This is a genomic window from Shewanella putrefaciens (genome assembly GCF_016406325.1).
Lineage (GTDB): Bacteria > Pseudomonadota > Gammaproteobacteria > Enterobacterales > Shewanellaceae > Shewanella > Shewanella putrefaciens.
In genome coordinates, this window is record NZ_CP066370.1 from 884,226 (window position 1) to 901,310 (window position 17,085).

The following is a 17,085-nucleotide window of genomic DNA, read 5'->3' on the forward strand; positions in this document are numbered from 1 at the left end:
GCTTAAAACTCACCTTTTTGTTATCTTATTGCCACGATTTAATGAGAGTTTGAGTCCCTTGATCCATAAGATAGTCCGTCGCCCAACCGTTGATGACAGTCATTTACCCGTCCATCTTCCACCTCTGTTAAAGCAGCTTTATGCTCGCCGAGGTGTCATGCCCCATGAATGCGAGCTTGCGCTTCAAGGGCTTTTACGCCCAGAAACGATGAAAGGCTTGATTGAGGCCGCAGCCATTATTGCTGATGCGATGCAGGCGAATAAGTCGATTTTAATCGTGGGTGACTTTGATGCCGACGGTGCAACATCAACGAGTGTGTGTATGTTAGCGCTACGGATGATGGGCGCTCTGAAAGTGGATTATTTGATCCCCAATCGCTTTGATTATGGTTATGGACTCAGCCCTGAAATTGTCGCGGTTGCCGCCTCGAAACAGGCTGAACTATTAATTACAGTTGATAATGGTATTTCCTCAATAGAAGGTGTTGCAGCGGCTAAAGCCTTTGGTATGCAAGTGATTATTACCGACCATCATTTGCCTGGCCATGAATTACCGGCTGCCGATGCGATAGTGAACCCTAACCAACCGGGCTGTCCATTTGCCAGTAAATCAATCGCGGGGGTTGGCGTTGCCTTTTATTTGATGACAGCACTAAGGGCAGAACTTCGGACGCGAAACTGGTACCAAATCCGTGGCATCGCTGAGCCCAATTTAGGCACGCTGCTCGATATTGTCGCCCTAGGCACTGTTGCCGATGTGGTATCACTCGATGCCAATAATCGAATTTTGGTCGAGGCGGGACTGCAGCGCGTGCGAGCCGGACGTTGCCGTGTAGGGATTACCGCGCTGCTTGAGGTGGCTAAGCGAAATCCGGCGCGCATTGTCGCATCTGACTTTGGTTTTGCCGTGGGGCCAAGGCTTAATGCTGCGGGTCGTCTCGATGAAATGGCGCTTGGGGTCGAAACGCTACTTTGTGAAGATATAATGTACGCTCGGCGTATGGCCGCAGAGCTTGATGGGTTAAACCAAGAGCGCCGCGAGCTGGAAGTTGGTATGCAGCAGGAAGCCTTAAAAAGCCTAGAGCATTTAAAGCTCAACGAAGCTGAATTACCTTGGGGTATCGCCTTATTTCAAGAAGATTGGCATCAAGGCGTTATCGGGATTTTGGCCTCGCGCATTAAAGACAAATATCATAGACCCGTGATTGCCTTTGCCGATGCGGGCAATGGTGAAATTAAAGGTTCGGCGCGTTCGATAAAAGGCTTGCATATGCGCGACTTGCTCGAGTTAGTGAACACTCGCCATCCAGGATTGATTATCAAATTTGGCGGTCATGCTATGGCGGCGGGTTTATCGCTCAAAGCGGGCAGTTTTGCGACATTTGCTAAAGCCTATGATGATGCGGTGCGTGAACAGCTTAAACCTGAGTTATTAACGGGCGAGCTTTGGTCCGATGGGGAACTCACTCCTACAGAGTTGAATCTTGAAATTGCTCAGCTATTGCGCAATGCGGGGCCTTGGGGACAAGCTTTCGAAGAGCCGCTCTTTGATGGTTATTTTAAAATAGTGCAGCAGCGCCTTGTTGGTGAGCGCCACCTTAAGCTTGTGCTCGAAACCCAATGCGGCACTGTGATGCTCGATGCCATTGCCTTTAATGTGGATTTGCACACTTGGCCCGATGCGACAATTAATCATGCTCGAATTGTCTATAAACTCGATGTGAATGAGTATCGCGGCAATTTTTCGCTGCAACTGATGGTTGAACAAATCGAAGCTATGTAAGCCTCAGATGACAAGGAGTTCAGTTGAAATCATTATCTGATAAAAAAATCCGCCAGCTACTTAAGCGTTTTGCTTGGATATATGCAGCTTGTCTAAGCATTCCTCTTATATCAACCTTACTCGCCTCTAAGGCACAGGGGCAAGTGCTGCTTATCGGGATTTGGCCTGTTGCCTCCTTATTTTATTTTCTCGCTTACCGTCATTTAGCTAAATCCTTTCATTTTGAAATCAATCGTCACTTAGCCTTTAGTTATCATGGTGGTGGTACGTTAGCGGGGGCTTTGTATTCATTAGCTAAAGTGGTGTTATTTGCGATGGCTTTTATGCTATTTATCAGTGCAAAACAGACCTAGGTTAAGCGGCATTTATCGATATATTGGAGTGACAAATGGAATACCGAGTCAGTACAGAGCAATCTGAAATGGATTTTGAGGTTATCCATGGCTTTATTAGTAATAGCTATTGGGCGCAGGGAATACCCAAGGCGCTGTTGCGTACAGCGCTTAGTAACAGTTTATGCTTTGGGGTCTTTGATAAGGATAATCTGCAAGTGGCCTTTGGCCGCTTAATTACCGATAAAGCTACTTTTGCCTACCTTGCCGATGTGTTTGTACTCGGATCCCACCGCGGTTTAGGTTTAAGCAAGTTGATGATGGCAGCAATTATGGAACATCCTGAGCTGCAAGGCTTAAGACGCATAATGCTCGCCACCCGCGATGCCCATGGGCTTTATGCCCAGTTTGGATTTAAAGCGGTCGATGCACCAGAAACCTTAATGCAAATTCGGTTAGAAAATCCTTATCAATGCCTTAGTTGACATCAAAAAATAGCCAGCAAATGCTGGCTATTTTGTTGGCGTTAGCTTTGATGTCTGTTAACGAAGCCTTAAGCTGCTTTGGTCGCGGCGGTCTCTTCATCGCTGTGGCGAATTAAGTAATCAAATGCCCCCAGTGATGCGGTCGCGCCGCTGCCCATGGCAATGATAATTTGCTTGAAAGGTGAGTTAGTCACGTCACCTGCTGCAAACACGCCTGGTACAGAGGTTTGGCCGCGTTCATCGACGATGATTTCGCCCCTTGGGGTTAATTCCACTGTGCCTTTTAACCATTCCGCATTGGGTACTAGCCCAATCTGCACGAAGATCCCTGCCAGCGCGATATGGTGGCTTTCACCCGTCGCCCGGTCGGTGTAGTTTAGGCCATTCACCCGAGTGCCATCGCCAGTCACTTCAGTGGTCATCGCTTGGGTAATGATTTTAATGTTACCCATAGATGCGGCTTTACGTTGCAGCACATCGTCGGCGCGCAGGGTTTTATCAAATTCCAGTACTGTTACATGTTCTACTATATTTGCTAAATCGATGGCTGCTTCTATACCCGAGTTACCGCCGCCGATCACCGCCACACGCTTGCCTTTAAATAATGGGCCGTCACAGTGTGGGCAGTAAGCCACGCCTTTACCACGGTATTCTTTCTCACCGGGGACGTTCATTTCGCGCCAGCGAGCGCCTGTTGCCAGCAATACGGTACGGCTACGTAATTTAGCGCCGCTTGCCAGTTCAAGTTCGAACAAACCGTCAGTCGTCAATGACACGGCTTTTTGATTATCCATGATATCAACTTCATAGTCACGCACATGGGCTTCAAGGTTCGCTACTAGCTTTGGACCTTCGGTCGCTTTGACCGAAATAAAGTTCTCGATACCCACGGTTTCAGCGACTTGGCCGCCAAACTTGTCGGCAACAATACCAGTGCGAAGTCCTTTACGTGCTGCATAAATGGCTGCTGCTGCGCCAGCGGGGCCGCCGCCAACGACTAAGACTTCGAAGGGGGCTTTTTCATTAATTTCATCGGCCTTGCGGCTGGCTGCATTGGTGTCCAGTTTATTTAAAATCTCACCTATGCTGATGCGACCTGCGGCAAACACTTCGCCATTTAAGTAGACAGAAGGTACGGCCATAATATTACGGCTCGCTACTTCTTCTTGGAATAGGGCACCATCAATCATCACGTTGGTGATATTCGGGTTAATGGCCGCCATCATATTCAGTGCCTGAACTACGTCTGGGCAGTTTTGGCAGGTCAGTGATACATAAGTTTCAAAGGCATATTTGCCCGGCAGATTGCGGATCTGCTCGATGATATCATCGCTCAGTTTGATTGGGTGCCCACCCGTGTGCAGTAAGGCCAGCACGAGTGAGGTAAATTCGTGACCCATAGGCAGACCAGCAAAGCTGATTTGCGTTTTAAGCTCTGGGTTTATCACTGTCATCGCCGGGGTGCGTTCCCCCTGAATTTCTTTCAGGCTCACCAGAGAAGATAGGCTGACAATGTCATTAGCTAAACTTTTTAATTCTTGAGACTTTTTGCTCTCATCTGCAGACACGACAAGTTCAACTGGTCTCTTGAGGTTTTGCAGATAGGTTTGCAGTTGATTTTTCAAATTCGCATCTAACATGTGATAACTCCAAAATCGCTAAAAAAGATGAATACGCGGGAGAGGTGCCAATCTAGACCCTTGCAGGGGGGCGGGACTAGATTGGCAAGGTTAACGCTTTGCGGACTAAATTAGATTTTGCCAACGAGGTCTAAAGAAGGTGCTAAAGTTTCGTCACCTGGTTGCCATTTTGCTGGGCAAACTTCGCCATCGTGAGTCGCAACATATTGAGCAGCTTGGATCTTACGAACCAGTTCTTGCGCGCTGCGGCCGATACCTAAATCGTGAATTTCAGCCACTTTGATTTGACCTTCTGGGTTAATCACGAAAGTCCCACGCAGTGCCAAACCATCTTCTTCGATCATCACGCCAAAGTTACGGCTGATAGTGCCTGTTGGGTCAGCCAGCATTGGGAAGTTGATCTTCTTGATGGTGTCTGACGTGTCATGCCACGCTTTGTGAGTGAAGTGTGTGTCAGTTGATACTGAGTAAACTTCAACGCCCATACCTTGCAGTTTTTCGTAGTGATCCGCCATGTCGCCTAATTCAGTTGGACAAACGAAGGTGAAGTCTGCTGGATAGAAGAATACAACTGACCATTTACCTAACAGATCTTGTTCAGTTACTGGAACGAACTCACCATTGTGGTAAGCAGTGGCTTTGAATGGTTTGATTGTGCTGTTGATAATTGATTGAGTCATTTTATGCTTCCATTTAGTTGATGATTACTTAAGTTCATAACGAAGACGTTTGCTTGCGTCCCGTTGATGTGGAGCATAGTACCGACTCATATGGGATTAATATAACGGATAAAAACTATCATCCTAATCGATTTAGTCGAATATTGATTATTCTGCAGCGAACTTAATCGGTTTTTCCGCGGTGGGCTTGAGTTTGGTGTACCTTGGGTTTGATTTTATTGTGCTTTTGGCTTTTACCAATCGTCTTTTAGTGGGTCATAAATTGCGGATATAAAAAGGGATATCAATGATATCCCTTCAATATAAATACAATTAAAACAAGATACTGAGGTGCTAGGTGCTAGGTGCTAGGTGCTAGGTGCTAGGTGCTAGGTGCTAGGTTTTCGTTCAGTGCTTTGGGTTGCGTTAACCAAGTGCTGAGTAAGCGCACGCCGTAACCTGTGGCGCCCGTAGGCACAACGGCGGTATCGGTCGCGGTTAAGGCGTTGCCCGCTATATCGAGATGCGCCCAAGGTTGTTCACCAGCGAAATGCTTTAAGAACATAGCTGCAGAGGATGCGCCTGCGCTGCCTTCTTTACCTGTGTTTTTCAAATCGGCAATGGTAGATTTTATTTCATCGCCATAGGCTTGATCTAAAGGTAGGCGCCACACTTTCTCGCCAACCTGTTGACCTGCATAGGTAAGTTGCTGCACCAATGGTTCGGAATCTGTAAATAGGCCAGCGTAAACGCTACCTAATGCGCTCACTTTTGAGCCTGTCAGTGTTGCAACATCAATAATCACCGACGGCTTATAATTTTCGCGGGCATACCATAAGCCATCCGCTAATACTAAGCGGCCTTCTCCATCGGTATTAAGCACTTCAACCGTTAAACCTTGAGCCGTTGTAATCACATCGCCTGGGATCATTGCATGGCCAGATATCATGTTTTCTGCCATGGGCATAATCGCGACCACATTTACAGGCGCTTTTTGAACCGCCATCGCCTTAATGGTGCCCAGTACAGTGGCGGCGCCCGCCATATCAGACTTCATGCGTGCGATGGAAGTGCCTGTCGCTTTAATATTGTAACCGCCAGAATCGAAGGTGATGCCTTTGCCGACTAGCGCAATGGGGGCTTCTTTACTACCGGGCCAGTGGGCGACAACTAACCTAGGTGGACGTTCACTGCCTTTGCCTACCGCCGCTAATGCCCCAAGGTTTAACCGCTCGATATCTTTCGCTTCGAGTACAGTCACCTTTACGCCGAGAGATTTAAGTTTACGCGCTTCGTTGGCGAAACTTTCGGGGTACATGATTCCAGCAGGGGCATTGGTCAGATCGCGCGCTAAAAACACACCAGCTTCAATAGCCTCTAGATTTTTACGGTGTTTTTGGTTGGCACTTAAGTTATCGACTGCGATTTGATAGTTTTTTTCGCTATGGTTGCTAGCCTTGAACTGGGTATAACGGTAACTACGTAGCTCAATACCATGGGCAAGCTCAGAGGCAAATAGTGGTGTAGCACTTAAGCCTTTGGTGAGCACGCGCACACTGGCTTGGGGAACAGTTTCTAGCTTTGCCGCTAGATTTCCACCGATATTATTAATCTCTCCGGGCGTTAAGGATGTGGCATCGCCAATACCCACCAATAATACCCGTTTAGCATCAATTTCACTCGGGACTAAAATCTCTAAAATCTCTCCTTGTTTGCCCGCAAAACTGTTATCTGCTGTGGCGAGATTTAACTGATCTTGGGTCGATTGAGGTAAAAAATCGATACCATAGGTAGTAGAATCTACACTTTGGAATAACACTAATGTATCTGAATTCAGTGAACTACGAGTGTCAAAACTAAAGGTTTCGGCGTTAGCATTGAGAGAGTTAAGGCACGCCAGAGCCATAACGCTTAACATAAATTTGTGCTTATTTTTCATGGTGACAACTCATATCATAGGAGAATGTAAAGAATAACAAAGCTCAGCCTTAGGGTTAACTAATTTACGCTATTTTGCTGATATTAATATTAAATCCAAGGCCCAAATCGTGTCAGTGATCGATCAAGGGCAAAACCCAATTGTTGCGATAAAGATTGAGCATGATTTTTGAGTGCCGAGGTGCCTAATATTTGAGGAGATTGGCTAGCAAAAATCACCCAATTGCCGCCGCCTGTGAGGCAAGCGTTCACATGGGCAAAGTGTTGTTGTAAGTCGGCTAACAACTCGCGATTTTGGCTATGTTCTTTCCAGCAGTTCAGCACTAAATAACCGTTGGGTTTGATGAGGTTAGTGCACTGTTCAAGGAATATTGGCGAAAGCTGCCCTGTTTCAACGCCTTTGGCCGTATAAATATCGGCAAAAATTACATCCACTTTTTTATGATCACCAGCAGCTAAAAAAGCAATAGCATCATCATTGATAAGATTGAGCTTTTTACCTATCGGCAGCTGAAAATAGCGCTTAGCTAACTCAATCACCGCGGGGCGTAATTCCACCGCTGTTAACTTTATTGCCGCGTCGAAATTGCGCAGTGAGTGAATAATTGAGCCGCCGCCTAAACCTAAAACAATAGCGCTCTTGGGCTTACAAAACAGTAAAACCAACAACATGGCTTGCACATAAGTGTGCTGAGGAATATGGGGCGCAGCCTTAAGAATTTTACTCTGCTCATCATTATCCCCAAAAGACAGTATTCGTGAGTCATCGTAATCGAGCACGCGAATTGGGCCAAATGAATCTTGGGTTTCATGTAAGAGGGTAGAATCGACCATAGTGTGTTGTTACTCTGTTTGCTGCTTGGCTTGTTTGCGGGTGGTATAACTGGTTACGCAAAAAAGTTAGAATTCAGACGGTTTCAAAAATTGAGTGGCTATTATGACAAATCAAATCCTGCTTGCCTTTATTTATCTTGCAGTGTTTCTCTTTTTACAGCGTGCGTTAACCCATTGGGTGAGAAAACTCGCGCAAATGAAGCAAGTGAGTGTCGCACGGACCAGTTTGGTGACTCGGTTTATTTCCTATGTGATGTTTTTTATTACGCTGTCTTTGATGGCGGTCTCGCTGGGGCTTGGTTATCAGGATGTATCACTCTTTGTTTCATCGGCGTTTGCGGTGATGGGGGTCGCCTTGGTCGCCCAGTGGTCAATATTGAGTAACTTAACGGCAGGCGTGCTGATTTTTTTCGTATTTCCTTACCGCATTGGCGAGCGTATTCGGGTGGTTGATAAGGATGAAGATATCAGCGGGGTGATTATCGAAATTGCGCTGTTTCACGTGCTTATTCATCGCGACAATGGCGATACCATCACGTATCCCAATAACCTCATGCTGCAAAAGGCAGTGTTAAAGCTCTCAGATCAAAGTCCGCTTGCAGAGCGTCAGGCTTTACTCGAAGGCAAAAAGAAGTTTGATCCTGAGTAACAAAGGATAAAAATACATGGTCAGTGAAGAAGATGTTGGCAAATTGATTGATACTGAACTTTATAGTTCATTACTCGTCTATGCAAAAAAGAATAGCAAAGTAAATGTAAATGAATGTGATCTACCTAAAGTGTTATTAGCCTATGATGCACAAAAAATAAACGCCGCCGAGTTTTCTATTTTAGAGATGGAGAAGATAGTGTCATTGAACGTGCCACTATTTACTCGTTTCTTCGATAAAAAGATTGATACTTTTATTGATGCACCAGATGAGCACGAGAGCAATAATGATGTTATCGCAACACTGCCTTGTTATAAAAATTTCTTGGTGATATACATTATTGAGTTCTGCCTCTTAATTGAAAAGCAAGATGAACTAGAACGTTACCTTAAAAAAATAAGAGTATCAGGCAGCAAAAAATATTCACGAAAATTAAAGGAAATAATGACTGCTTTGTAATTGAGAACAGTCAGAGTAATACGTGTATATAATTTTGGGCAAACTTGATAGATCTGGCCATGGTTGGCAACCTTAGTTATTTGGAGTTCGCATGTTTGCAAAGTCAATAACCATTTTTCCTTTTGGTGATATTTCAGGAAATGGTCAATCAAAAATCTGGGAAAGGAAGTTAGATATACCTTATTTAGGGGATGGTTTTCTCATACGTATTTGGGGGACAAAAGAGGGGCCAACAGTATCCCAATGTGAGGCATTCGATAAACTCATCAATAATGCAGAGCTGATTAGAAAAGATGCAACTGCTAGGATTATTCATTTTCTTACCTCTTCTGACATTGTTCCTGCAGATATTGAGCTCTCCTCATCCAATGTTTGGGCATTTTTGTTGCCATGCTTGATCGAAGTTCATGCAAATAATGAATACAGTCTTGGTATTGGTAAGCTTGGTACGAATGCCATTTCGATTGGATATGATATTTCTTGGGGTGAAGGTTTTCCCCTTTTACAGATAGGTGTTTTAGATGGCGTTATCGATGAAATATATTCCGAATAGTGATTATCTGAATGTATGACTAGCAGTTTAATATATGAAAGGATGAATCACTAAAATCATAATATTAGTTAAGGTTTTAGTGATTCATTTGATTTAAAAAATGTAGTTCGTTAGGTGTATTGTGGGCAGCCCTAAACGCTATTTTAACGAGGCGATAAAGGCTTCTGACTTTTGGCGGTAGGATTCTTCAAATGCAATGATAGCCGCTATGATACCGGAGCCAAAAAGTACTTGTAGAGAGGGGATAAGTGTTGCTATGCCCACAGTCGACCAAAAGTTAAGACCAAATCCACGTGTCATCCAAAACTGACTCGCTAGGCCAATTAATGAAAGCGCGACGGCTAGCAACGAAACAACGGTTGTTACTCGGGTAATCATTAACAGTAACGCTAAGTTTTTTGAGGATAAATTTTTATAGGGTTTCATTTTTCTACTCTTTCCTTAAGTAGTTAATATCTAGTATGTTTAATCTATGACCTAGTGAAGCACTCTTTGAAAAAAAGCTACCGCTTGCAGGTACATTTGCAGTGCGAGTGCGGGATCATAGCGTTCACCTTCATCACGCATAAAGGCGTGTTGGGCGTTGACTTCAAGCCAAGTGAAGTTACGGTTCAGTGCCATTAATTGCTGGTGGATTAACACTCGCCCCTCTGGTGATACATGGGGATCTTGCTTGCCGAACACTAACACTAATTCCCCTTGAACATCACCGCTGCGGCTCAGTGAGTCATTGCCGTAAGCGCAGGGTAGAGTGTTGGAGTGAATGTCGGTTGGATAGAGGCAAAATGCGCCTAAAATAGCGGGGTTGAGTGCGGCGCGATAGGCTAAGTGGCCGCCAATACACACGCCCATGCTGCCTACTTTGCCATTGCAGTAAGCTTGTTGAGTGGCAAAATCGACTAGGGCTTGGGTGTCGCTATCGTGGTGCTCTAAAGGTTTGGCAAATTTATCGGCGTTGCCTTTGTCTTTACCCGATTCATCATAGGCGAGTACTGTGCCTATGGGGTTGAGTTCATGGAATACTTCAGGCACTAATACGGCAAAACCATGGCCGGCAAGAATCGTGGCGGCGCGAGCGATGGGGGCGGTTTGCTGAAATATTTCGGAATAGAAGATGATACAAGGGAACTGGCCTTGTGCATCAGGGCGGTAGATATAGGTGCGCATCGGGCCGGATGGCGTTGAGATATCTTGAGTTTGCTGAGTTACTAACATATTTATATTCCGCTATGAGGCTTCAAACGCTGAAGCCTCACTTTAGCAGTCAGGATTTTATCTGTCAGTTAAAACAATTCGTTACCTGACAATTCGCTCGCACTGAGTGCTTTTAGATTGCTCAAGGTTGTTTTAGCGATAGCACTTAAGGCTTCTTCGGTGAGGAAGGCTTGGTGCCCAGTGAAAATCACATTGTGGCAAGCAGATAAACGGCGGAATACATCGTCTTGGATGATTTCATTCGATTTATCCTCAAAGAATAACCCCTTTTCATTTTCGTACACATCAAGCCCCAATGAACCAATTTGGCCCAGCTTTAAGGCTTCCATTGCATCAAAGGCATTGAGTAAGCCACCGCGGCTAGTGTTAATCACCATCACCCCGGGTTTCATCTTAGCGAAGCTTTCTTTATTGAGTAAGTGATGGTTATCTGCCGTTAACGGGCAATGTAAGCTGATGATATCGCTGTTGGCATAAAGCGAATCGAGATCTTGATATTCCACATTAAGGGCTAACACGGCTGGGTTAATAAAAGGATCAAACGCAATGACTTTACAGCCAAAACCGAGTAATACCTTGATGGTTGCCACGCCGATTTTACCTGTACCAATCACGCCAACGGTTTTGCCGAACATATTAAAACCGACTAAACCTTCGAGTGAAAAATTAGCATCGCGGGTACGTTGATATGCTTTATGGATTTTACGATTTAAGGTCAACATCAGTGCGACAGTGTGCTCGGCCACAGATTCAGGTGAATAGGCGGGCACGTTAACGACTTTCATACCTAAGCGTTTAGCAGCGACTAAATCGACGTTGTTAAAGCCCGCACAGCGCATGGCAATAATTTTTGTGCCACCCTTGGCGAGTTCTACGAGTACTTCTTCGCAGAGTGAATCGTTAACAAAGGCGCAGATGATGTCAAAACCTTCGGCAAGTTTCACCGTTTGCATGCATAGACGATAATCGAAATACTCTATTTGCGCACCAAAGGCGACATTGGTACGGTTAAAATATTCTATGTCATATTGTTTTGCGCTAAAAAATCCAATTCTCATTTCAATCACCTACCCCGTTGCCTGATATTGTTATCTGCTAATGAGTGTAAGTGAGTTCGCTTTTTTTGTCCTTAACCTTGAGGTTTACCCCGCTAAAAGAGTGACCTTTATCATCAATTGGACATAAAAAAAGCGAGCCCCTGACGGCTCGCTTATTGGTTTGTTGAGTTTGCTTGAGGATCAAGCAACGGCTCTCATATTAATAGTCGTGCTATGTGAGCCTTGGGCTAGTCCTTTAGCCCTGATGATTGCATTTTACTTTTTATCTTTAGCGTATTTTGCTGCAGAGGTACCCGCGATACGGCCGTAAGTTACGATATCAGAGATAGCGTTACCGCCTAAGCGGTTAGCGCCGTGAACACCACCGGTCACTTCACCTGCTGCATATAAACCATCAATAGGTTTACCCGTTTTCTCGCTCTTCACTTCAGCCTTAGTATCAATCACTACACCACCCATAGTGTGGTGAACCGCTGGCGCGATTTCGAGAGCATAGAAAGGCGCTACAACTAATTCACGTGGTAAATCAGGACGTTCAAATTGAGCATCTTTACCTGATTTAACGAAACCGTTGTAAGCTGTGACTGTTTTAGCCAGTTCTGCGGCTGGAATATCTAACTGTTTAGCCAGATCTTCAATCGTTTTGCCTTCTTTAACAATGTTCAGGTGAACATAGCCTTCGATGGCTTTTAAGCTCTTACGGATTGAATCATCAAATACCAAATAAGCACTTTCGCCTTTTTGTTGCAGAATCGCCGCAGACGCTTTGTCACGGGTGGTGATTTCGTTCATAAAGCGGTTACCTTCACGGTTAACCACGATAGCCCCGTTACCACGTACCGCTTCAGTGATCATCACACCGCCTGCAGGAGAGTAGGTTGGGTGAGCTTGAATAAATTCTAAGTCGCGAGTTGCCGCACCAGCTTGCAATGCTACGTCTAAGCCGTCACCTGTGGCACCTGGGTGGTTAGTTGCTTTAAAGCCTTTTAACTTAGGATCGTACTTCGCTACGCGATCATTGTTTTTAGCAAAACCACCTGCAGCAATAACAACTGCATCGGCTTTGATCACGTAATAACCTGTGTATTCGCCTTTCACTAATACGCCAGTAATTTTACCACTCGCATCTTCAAGAATACGTACTACACGGCTGTTTAAGCGAATATCAGTGCCGCGTTTTACGGCGTTATCCCATAGAACTTGTGCGACATGGGCACCCACACCTGCACCGCCAGTAGGACGATGGCTACGGTTAACACTTGCGCCACCCATACGGCCAACGTCTGTCATATCGGCACCCATAGAGGTTAACCAATCGATAGAGTCTGATGAGTTGTTCGCTAAGGTTTTGACTAATTCAGGATCGTTAATATTACGGCCACCTTTCATGGTGTCGTCGATCATGATTTGTTTCTTATCTTCAATACCTAACTTAGCTTGTGGCTTCGTTTCTGCAGCGTTCATACCGCCTGCAGCCAGTTTAGTATTACCACCTGGTACAGGTTCTTTTTCAAGTAGAATGACGTTTGCGCCAGCATCACGGGCAGATACGGCAGCAGCTAGACCTGCACCACCTGAACCAATAATAACCACATCTGTGGTTTCTTTTGCGCCAGCGGCAATGGCTTTATCTTGAGCAGCTTTGTCTGCATCAACAGGCACAAACTTACGTTCCCATTTACCACCGTATGGCATATCAAAGCCAAAGCTATGGCAAGCGTCACAGTAAGTTACTGATTTTTCATGGCCTTTATGACAGCTAGTACAAGCAATTTCACCAATTAAGTGAGATTTATGGGGGGATACTTTATCTTTAGGTGCGGCGGCGGCTAATTCTTTTAAATCACCGTGGCAGCTAACACATTGGGCATTTTCATGGGTCAGGTTGTCGTTGGTAACGCCACCTTTGTCTGATACGTGGCAGCTATCGCAGCCACCCATTTCACCGTGAAAATCGGCTAGCACTTCCGGCGCTGCATAGGCCGTTCCGGCCATTGCGCCTGAGATCAGCATGGCTAGTGCTGTTTTTTGAATCTTTCTTGTGAACATGATAGTTCCTCCGCCGTACATTCATCTACTTAATAAGGGTTATTCATCGTGGCGTGATATTGGTATTTTACATAGCTCACGCACTTTAGAGCATTCTCCGCTAACAAAGTTAGCACTATCTAAAGAGGTATATGTGTATTTGTGTCACATAATTATTGTTATATCGAAAATAACATATCTAAATTGTGCAATATGATGAAAAAAACAAAATCAAACTGAAATAAATCACTTATTTGATAGGGTGAAACTTGCTTTAGTTAACATATTTATACGGGCTAGTATTCGGCTATTTGAATTAGTTTTGAAAGTTTTGAAAGTTTTGAAAGTTTTGAAATATGTTTAGTTGTATTTTTATTTGATTGTAGTTTAGTGTAAATACGTAAATATTTACCGAGTTAAGTATTATGCAATAAGTGATATTTCGCCAGTAATTGGGGTGGAAATTTATTGTTTATTTTGCCAGTATGTTAGCTGTATGATTTTTAAAGGTTAAATTTATGCGTAGCGATCATGTGTCAGAGAGACGTTTTTGGATACAGCGACTGAGTAAAACAAGCTTAAGGGCGTTGCATATACTTGGTGTTGTCGGTGCGGGGGGGAGGAATATTACTCGGCGTAGAAAAACTCCTGTGGCTGAATTACTGGTATATTGCAATGTCGACAGGAAGCATATTGATGTGTTGGGAAGTCGTACGGGATTGGCGTTGGCTTATTCAGCTTAAGGGTGTGTTAACCTTGGTTAAATTAGGTTTGCTTTGTTTGTTTATACCACTCGCAAATTATAAACCTGAGCTGCTTATACTCGTCTTGTTTTTATCTGTTATCGTTTCCCATGGTCCCGCTGGACTCAGGCATTATTCGATTGTGCATCGTCGACAAATTGAAACTAAAAAAGAGATTAAAGGCTAATGCTCCAAACAGATTGTGCACTTTTAAAGCCATCGGCATTAATAACTCAATTCCCTTGGCCATCTTTAGTGGGCTTGAATGTGCTTGATTTAGCTTGCGGTTCTGGCCGTAATGGCCTGTGGTTCTTAGCACAGGGAGCCGATGTTACTTTTGTCGATAGCGATCTGTCTCGTTTGTATGTTGAGCATCCTAATGCGCATAAACTTCAGTGGGATTTAGAGGCCCATTCGGCACCAATTTTGCCTGTCGAAGCATTTGATATTGTGTTGGTGTTTAATTATTTACATCGGCCTTTGCTGGCACAGATCGCCGCAAGTGTTAAATCCAAAGGGTTTGTTGTTTATGAAACTTTTACATGGCGCCAAGCTGAAATAGGGCGGCCACGTAACCCGGATTTTTTATTGATTGAACATGAACTCAAATCAGCATTTGCCAACTGGCAACCTTTGCATTACTTTGAAGGACAATTGAGTGAATCTCATTCGGATCGTATGAGCTTTAAAGCACAGATAATCGCTCAAAAGTGGTAGTATGCTATCCTGTCCGATCCTAAATCTATCCATGCACAAAGTAAAAGTAGAGGCCGCAGGATGTTTCCCTATCCAGAGCAATACCGCATTGCCACTCCACCGATAACGACAGCCATTATGGTGGGTTGGGCGCTGCTCAGTCATAGCGTGTTGGCGGATGCTAGCCCAGTAGCGTTATACCCATTATTTGCGCTGTTTCCTCTGATTATTGCATTACATATGTACTTAATTTGGTTGGCGAAAGGGATGGGAAGGCTCGATCAGTTTTTCTATGCGTTAGTGCATATTCCATTAGCGTTTGTGGTGTGGACGTTTACCATTATGCATGTCAATGGTAATGCATTTTCCTAGTTTATTTTCCTGATTTGTGACTACTTTACTTAAGATGTGTTCAAGGATGATTGCGTGTGGATCTAGAGTTTAAAAAACGCCAACTACTTTATTTTCCTGTTTTATATCTCAGTGGATTATTTATTTTAGGCTATAGCCTTATCCATTGGTTTTTACTGCAATTATTTAATGTAGATGAAGACCTTGGGTATTTTTGGTTACCTCTGTTGCTTCCCGGTGGATTGTTGTTTTTTTTCCTTCGGCCTAGGCTTAAACTGCTTAACTTTACGGGCAGTCATTCACGCTTTATATATCTTCTAATTGCTTCAATTTATATTGCAGTTCCTACCATCATTGCTCAGGCATACCTAAAGACGGTAACGGGCAAGTTAACTCAGCTTGATTCGATACAGGAAATCATGCTGCACCCTCCGACGCAGTTTTATCAATTAAAACGGTCTTATATCGATAAAACGCAAATCGGTTTACAGCGTAGCTTTGAAGTAACAGGTAGGAGTAATAACAGACTAACGATCAAGCTGTATATCGCCATCCCCATTTTTGCGAGCGAGGCAGATAGCCACCGCGCTCCCGCTCTGGCATGGTATGGCAAAATATACCAAGAAGAGATCAGTAATCGACTCGAACCTGATGAAAAAGAAGCGCAATTTCAAGCGTTCTTAACACGTATACAAACCGAGTTTGACGAGTTTGATCCCCATGCGTTTAATTATCTAGATCGTCTCGGCCCCTCTTCACTTTATTCGGATTTGCTCTCTGCCGCACAAAACAGCCCCAGCTACCAAGCTGAATATCGGACTATTTTTATGCCAGCATTCACTCCCTTTGAGGCGCGAAATGGTCATAAACTAGCGTGGATTATCGGCTGGCTGTTGGTTGGAGCATTGGTGTGGTATGTGATGTTGCGACGGGTCAAACTGGATGAAGTGGCGTTGAACTCAGGGGCATTAGCAAAACAATTGGATCATCGGAATACCACCTCTGAATTACAGTCATGGCTTGAGTTCATCCGCCCTAAAGCCGGTTTTATGGTCACGCCAGTACTGATGTCTCTCAATGCATTCGTGTTTATCTTTATGGCATGGTCAAGCTCGCATGTTATTCATTTTCAGAGCCATTTTTTGCTTGAGTGGGGGGCTAATTTTCGGCCTAACGTGCTTGCGGGTGAGTGGTGGCGCTTAGTCACGAGTAGCTTTATCCACGGCGGCTTAGCGCACTTAGTGCTGAATCTTTACGGATTGTTTTTCGTCGGTACCTTTATTGAGCCTTTGCTGGGTAAATGGCGACTGTTGTTGGTGTATTTAGTCTCGGGGATTCTGGCGAGTGTTGCGAGTCTCTGTTGGTATGATGCCACTATAAGTGTGGGAGCATCGGGCGCCATTATGGGACTTTTCGGGATATTAGTGATTTGGGTTTGGAAGCGGGTTTTTGCTAAAGAAATTCATTTTATCTTAAGTATCAATGTAGCGATATTTGTCACTGCAAGTGTAGTTTCTGGTTTTTTGGGTGGCGTTGACAATGCGGCTCATATTGGCGGATTCGTTAGTGGTTTACTGCTTGGGTTTCTTTTACTGCCGTATATTCGAAAACCTCAGCCCACTAAAAAACAAAAGCCGAGAAGAAAATAAATACTTCTCGGC

17 protein-coding genes and 1 pseudogene are annotated in these 17,085 nt (G+C 44.5%); 10 read left to right on the forward strand and 8 right to left on the reverse strand.

The genetic code is table 11. The features are described from left to right. The first annotated feature begins 58 nt into the window (after positions 1 to 58). From recJ to JEZ96_RS04060, 3 genes are read left to right on the forward strand one after another with little or no spacing between them, the layout of a single operon-like run. Positions 59 to 1,783, forward strand: a complete 1,725-nt coding sequence (gene recJ / locus JEZ96_RS04050) for a single-stranded-DNA-specific exonuclease RecJ (protein ID WP_061783295.1) — start codon at positions 59 to 61, stop codon at positions 1,781 to 1,783. A gap of 23 nt (positions 1,784 to 1,806) precedes the next feature. Next, on the forward strand, positions 1,807 to 2,136 hold the full coding sequence (locus tag JEZ96_RS04055) for a hypothetical protein (protein WP_061783291.1): 330 nt from the start codon (positions 1,807 to 1,809) through the stop codon (positions 2,134 to 2,136). Positions 2,137 to 2,171: 35 nt separating this feature from the next. Further along, positions 2,172 to 2,600: a GNAT family N-acetyltransferase gene (locus JEZ96_RS04060; RefSeq protein WP_061783290.1), complete on the forward strand. Its 429-nt coding sequence runs from the start codon at positions 2,172 to 2,174 to the stop codon at positions 2,598 to 2,600. A 68-nt stretch (positions 2,601 to 2,668) separates the two neighbouring features. Here the strand turns inward: JEZ96_RS04060 and ahpF are convergent, their stop codons facing one another. The 4 genes from ahpF to JEZ96_RS04080 all read right to left on the reverse strand — a co-directional run bounded on the left by ahpF (position 2,669) and on the right by JEZ96_RS04080 (position 7,671). Further along, positions 2,669 to 4,240, reverse strand: coding sequence for an alkyl hydroperoxide reductase subunit F (gene ahpF, locus JEZ96_RS04065; RefSeq protein ID WP_061783289.1), 1,572 nt, complete (start codon positions 4,238 to 4,240; stop codon positions 2,669 to 2,671). A gap of 110 nt (positions 4,241 to 4,350) precedes the next feature. Next, a complete protein-coding gene (gene ahpC / locus JEZ96_RS04070) occupies positions 4,351 to 4,920 on the reverse strand; it encodes an alkyl hydroperoxide reductase subunit C (RefSeq protein ID WP_011790538.1) in 570 nt (189 codons plus the stop codon). A gap of 361 nt (positions 4,921 to 5,281) precedes the next feature. Further along, positions 5,282 to 6,838, reverse strand: coding sequence for a leucyl aminopeptidase (locus tag JEZ96_RS04075; RefSeq protein ID WP_014609982.1), 1,557 nt, complete (start codon positions 6,836 to 6,838; stop codon positions 5,282 to 5,284). A gap of 89 nt (positions 6,839 to 6,927) precedes the next feature. Beyond that, positions 6,928 to 7,671 (reverse strand): spermidine synthase, encoded by a 744-nt coding sequence (locus JEZ96_RS04080; RefSeq protein ID WP_011790536.1) that lies wholly within the window; start codon positions 7,669 to 7,671, stop codon positions 6,928 to 6,930. Positions 7,672 to 7,774: 103 nt separating this feature from the next. Between JEZ96_RS04080 and JEZ96_RS04085 the strand changes: the two genes are divergently transcribed. The 3 genes from JEZ96_RS04085 (at position 7,775) to JEZ96_RS04095 (ending at position 9,333) form a co-directional block, all read left to right on the forward strand. Then, positions 7,775 to 8,320, forward strand: coding sequence for a mechanosensitive ion channel family protein (locus JEZ96_RS04085; protein ID WP_011790535.1), 546 nt, complete (start codon positions 7,775 to 7,777; stop codon positions 8,318 to 8,320). A gap of 16 nt (positions 8,321 to 8,336) precedes the next feature. After that, positions 8,337 to 8,780 (forward strand): hypothetical protein, encoded by a 444-nt coding sequence (locus tag JEZ96_RS04090; protein WP_011918760.1) that lies wholly within the window; start codon positions 8,337 to 8,339, stop codon positions 8,778 to 8,780. A 91-nt stretch (positions 8,781 to 8,871) separates the two neighbouring features. Then, positions 8,872 to 9,333: a hypothetical protein gene (locus tag JEZ96_RS04095; protein WP_025008440.1), complete on the forward strand. Its 462-nt coding sequence runs from the start codon at positions 8,872 to 8,874 to the stop codon at positions 9,331 to 9,333. A 138-nt stretch (positions 9,334 to 9,471) separates the two neighbouring features. On the opposite strand, the gene JEZ96_RS04100 is transcribed toward JEZ96_RS04095, so the two are convergent. The 4 genes from JEZ96_RS04100 to fccA all read right to left on the reverse strand — a co-directional run bounded on the left by JEZ96_RS04100 (position 9,472) and on the right by fccA (position 13,655). Continuing rightward, positions 9,472 to 9,759, reverse strand: coding sequence for a hypothetical protein (locus tag JEZ96_RS04100; RefSeq protein WP_011790532.1), 288 nt, complete (start codon positions 9,757 to 9,759; stop codon positions 9,472 to 9,474). A 51-nt stretch (positions 9,760 to 9,810) separates the two neighbouring features. Beyond that, entirely contained in the window at positions 9,811 to 10,548 is a 738-nt protein-coding gene (locus JEZ96_RS04105; RefSeq protein WP_061783288.1) for a dienelactone hydrolase family protein, read from the reverse strand. Between the two features lie 68 nt (positions 10,549 to 10,616). Next, a complete protein-coding gene (locus JEZ96_RS04110) occupies positions 10,617 to 11,606 on the reverse strand; it encodes a 2-hydroxyacid dehydrogenase (RefSeq protein ID WP_025008441.1) in 990 nt (329 codons plus the stop codon). Between the two features lie 255 nt (positions 11,607 to 11,861). Further along, a complete protein-coding gene (gene fccA, locus JEZ96_RS04115; protein WP_025008442.1) occupies positions 11,862 to 13,655 on the reverse strand; it encodes a fumarate reductase flavoprotein subunit FccA in 1,794 nt (597 codons plus the stop codon). A gap of 497 nt (positions 13,656 to 14,152) precedes the next feature. Here fccA and JEZ96_RS04120 point away from each other — a divergent pair. The 4 genes and pseudogenes from JEZ96_RS04120 to JEZ96_RS04135 all read left to right on the forward strand — a co-directional run bounded on the left by JEZ96_RS04120 (position 14,153) and on the right by JEZ96_RS04135 (position 17,073). Beyond that, positions 14,153 to 14,564: pseudogene (locus JEZ96_RS04120) on the forward strand (hypothetical protein). Beyond that, a complete protein-coding gene (locus tag JEZ96_RS04125; RefSeq protein WP_025008443.1) occupies positions 14,564 to 15,094 on the forward strand; it encodes a class I SAM-dependent methyltransferase in 531 nt (176 codons plus the stop codon). Before JEZ96_RS04120 ends, JEZ96_RS04125 begins: the two are co-directional and overlap by 1 nt. 60 nt (positions 15,095 to 15,154) lie before the next feature. Next, positions 15,155 to 15,445 (forward strand): hypothetical protein, encoded by a 291-nt coding sequence (locus JEZ96_RS04130; RefSeq protein WP_011790526.1) that lies wholly within the window; start codon positions 15,155 to 15,157, stop codon positions 15,443 to 15,445. 56 nt (positions 15,446 to 15,501) lie between these two features. Further along, entirely contained in the window at positions 15,502 to 17,073 is a 1,572-nt protein-coding gene (locus JEZ96_RS04135; protein ID WP_011790525.1) for a rhomboid family intramembrane serine protease, read from the forward strand. Positions 17,074 to 17,085 lie beyond the last annotated feature (12 nt).